Source organism: Acidimangrovimonas pyrenivorans (assembly GCF_042643245.1).
In the GTDB taxonomy this organism is placed as follows: Bacteria; Pseudomonadota; Alphaproteobacteria; order Rhodobacterales; family Rhodobacteraceae; genus Acidimangrovimonas; species Acidimangrovimonas pyrenivorans.
The window spans coordinates 1-3,022 of sequence record NZ_JBHRSK010000043.1; the positions used below are offsets into that span (position 1 = coordinate 1).

Below are 3,022 nucleotides of genomic sequence, written 5' to 3' on the forward strand. Positions count from 1 at the left end.
AGGCGGTAGGCCAGAAGACCGAGCCATTCATGCGCGGCGCTTTGGTCGGGCGAGACCGGCGAGCGGCAACTGCGGCCTACGGATCACGCCCGGCATGGTCGCAGGTCACTCTGCCGTGATCGAGTTGACGCGGTGGCTGGCAGGCATCACAGTCGGCATCGATTTCGGTGGCGGGAACGAGAATACGTAACGCCCCTCGTAAAGGCGGGAAGGCCAGGCGTGACGAAGACAACAAGAGTGATTTCCCCCAGCCTCCCGCTACCGGCTCTGGTTGCAGCGACGATAACCGGACTGGCGACCGTCGGCACCGCCGTTGCGCAGCCGCAGCAGCTGTCGTGGGGCTACAACAGCTACGGCGTGCCCGGGCTGATCGACATGCCGCAGGCCTTTAGCCGCGAGGATGCGGAATTCGCCACCCAGGTGTTCCATTTCAAGAACCAGACCCGAATCAACACCACGTTCCAGATCGCGCCCCGCTTCTCGGCGACCTTCCGCTATTCGATCATCGGCAAGATCGGCAGCAACCAGCGGACACTCTACGACCGCAGCTTCTCGCTTCACTACCGCTTTCTCGACGAGACCCGCTATCGCCCGGCGATGGCTGTGGGGCTGAACGACATCGTCGGCACCGGCATCTATTCCGGGGAATACGTGGTCGCGACCAAGACCGTCACGCCGCGGCTGCGGGCGACGGCCGGGATCGGCTGGGGGCGGTTGGGCAGCTTCGGCAGCTTTTCCAACCCGCTCGGGGCGCTCAGCTCGCATTTCAAGACCCGGCAGGCGCCCAATATCGGGAAGGGCGGCACCTTCCATCCCGGCAGCTGGTTTACCGGCCCGGCCGCCGCCTTCGGCGGGATCGAGTGGCGGGCGACGGACAAGCTCCGCTTCATCGCGGAGTATTCCTCCGACGCCTACAGGCGCGAGGACGGGCTCGACTTCAACCGCCGTTCGCCGTTCAACCTGGCGCTGGCCTACCAGTTGAACCCCGGCACGACGGTGACCGGCAGCTACATGTACGGCTCTGAGTTCGGGCTTCAGTTCACCCATACTCTCAACCCGCGCCGGCCCAATTTCGGCCCGGGCCGCGATACGGCGCCGCCGGCGATCGAGCCGCGGCCGACCGGCGCGGAGGGCGCGCTCGTGGTCGCCCCTGACGACGCCCAGCTGGCCGGCACGATCTCGAGCGCGCTGGCCGCGCAGGGGCTCGCGCTCGACGGGCTGGCGCGACACGGCAAGACCCTCCAGATCGAGATCCGCAACGAGCGCTACAGCATTTCCTCCCAGGCGCTCGGCCGTGCCGCCCGGGTGCTCAGCCGCACCGCGCCGGCCCAGATCGACACCTTCGCGATCACCCTGGCCCGCGACGGCATGCCGATCACCACCGCGACGCTGTCGCGCGACGACCTGGAGAGCCTCGCCTTCCATCCGGTGGCGCCCGATCTGCTGCGCGCCCGCACCCAAATCGTCGACGCGCGCCACAACCTGCCGCGGGTGGCCGGCAGCTACCCGGTCACCTCATGGCGTCTCAGCCCCTATCTTACCCCCAGCCTGTTCGACCCGGTCAATCCGCTGCGCGCCGATCTCGGCGTGGCGCTGCATGGCAAGATCGAGCCCGTGCCCGGCCTCGTCTTCTCGGGCCTGTTGCACAAGAAGATCGTCGGCAATCTCGACAAGGCGACGCGGACATCGAACTCCACCCTGCCCCATGTCCGCTCGGACGCCAATCTCTACTACAAGACCAACGGCGTCACCGTTCCGCAGCTGACCGCGGCCTATTACTTCCGGCCCGGTCGCAACCTGTTCGGGCGTGTCACCGCGGGTTACCTCGAGCCGATGTTCGGCGGGGTCTCGGCCGAAGTCCTGTGGAAGCCGCAGAACAGCCGGCTGGCGCTGGGAGCCGAGGTCAACCGGGTCCGGCAGCGTGGCTATGACCAGCTGCTCGATTTCCGCAACTACAAGGTGACCACCGCCCACCTTTCCGCCTATTACGACTTCACCCGCGAGATCCACGGCAGGCTGTCGGTCGGACGCTACCTGGCCGGCGACTACGGCGCGACGCTCGAACTCGACCGCCGCTTCGACAATGGCTGGCGCATCGGCCTCTTCGCCACCAAGACCAACGTCTCGGCCGCCCAGTTCGGCGAAGGCTCGTTCGACAAGGGCATCCGCCTGACCATCCCGCTGGACTGGGTGACGGGCAAGCCCAGCCGGACCCGCCTGGACACGGTGATCCGCCCGCTGACCCGCGACGGCGGCGCGACGCTGAACGTGCCGGGCCGGCTCTACGACCGGGTGCGCAGCAACCAGGCGACCACGCTGGACGCAACCTGGGGACGGTTCTGGAAATGACTATGCGTACCACGCTTATTGCCCTTGTCCTCCTGTCGGGCTGCGCCCAGACCGGGCCGCTGGCCGGCAAGCTGGACGCGATGATCGGCGGGAACCGGCACCCCAAGGGGCCGTCCGTGATCGAGGTCACCCCTTCTGCCCTGCCCCATGCCGGGGAGCGGCTGCATGCCACGATCGCCGCCCGCAACGCTACGGCGACGCTGGCCATCGAGGCCGTCAACGGCACGGTCACGACCTGGCATACCGCCGACAACGTCACCCTGTCCTTCGATCGCGGCGTGCTGGTCGGCACCCGCGGGCTGGGCGACGACCTGATGGGGGCCGGCGCGGAAAAGACGCTGACGGCCCTGGCGGGCGGCAATCCCGGCCCCTACCGCCGCCAGCTGCGCTATCTCGACGGCGAGAACCACTCGGTCTACGTCAGTGCCGGCTGCACCATGACGGCGGGCAGCACCGAGCTGTTCAACGGCCAGCGGCTGCGCCGGCATGACGAGCTGTGCAAGACCTTCCACCAGAGCTTCACCAACACGTTCTGGACTGACGCCCACGGCACCGTGCGCCGCGCCCGTCAATGGGTGGGCCCTGAGGTCGGCTATCTCGAGACCTGGCGCTAGGTCACCGACTCATAAGCGCGCAACCAGATGCGTGTGGCGGCGAGTTTGACGAGGGCGAG

General features: G+C 67.7%; 2 protein-coding genes. Both read left to right on the top strand.

All coding sequences use genetic code 11. The features are described 5' to 3' along the window. Positions 1–219: 219 nt before the first annotated feature. On the top strand, positions 220–2,349 hold the full coding sequence (locus ACFOES_RS21055) for a YjbH domain-containing protein (RefSeq protein ID WP_377835695.1): 2,130 nt from the start codon (positions 220–222) through the stop codon (positions 2,347–2,349). 2 nt (positions 2,350–2,351) lie between these two features. Further along, positions 2,352–2,963, top strand: coding sequence for a YjbF family lipoprotein (locus ACFOES_RS21060; RefSeq protein ID WP_377835696.1), 612 nt, complete (start codon positions 2,352–2,354; stop codon positions 2,961–2,963). Positions 2,964–3,022 lie beyond the last annotated feature (59 nt).

What these genes read in the sequence shown, in the direction of transcription:
- ACFOES_RS21060 (WP_377835696.1), top strand. Translation starts at nt 2,352, where the DNA reads ATGCGTACCACGCTTATTGCCCTTGTCCTCCTGTCGGGCTGCGCCCAG.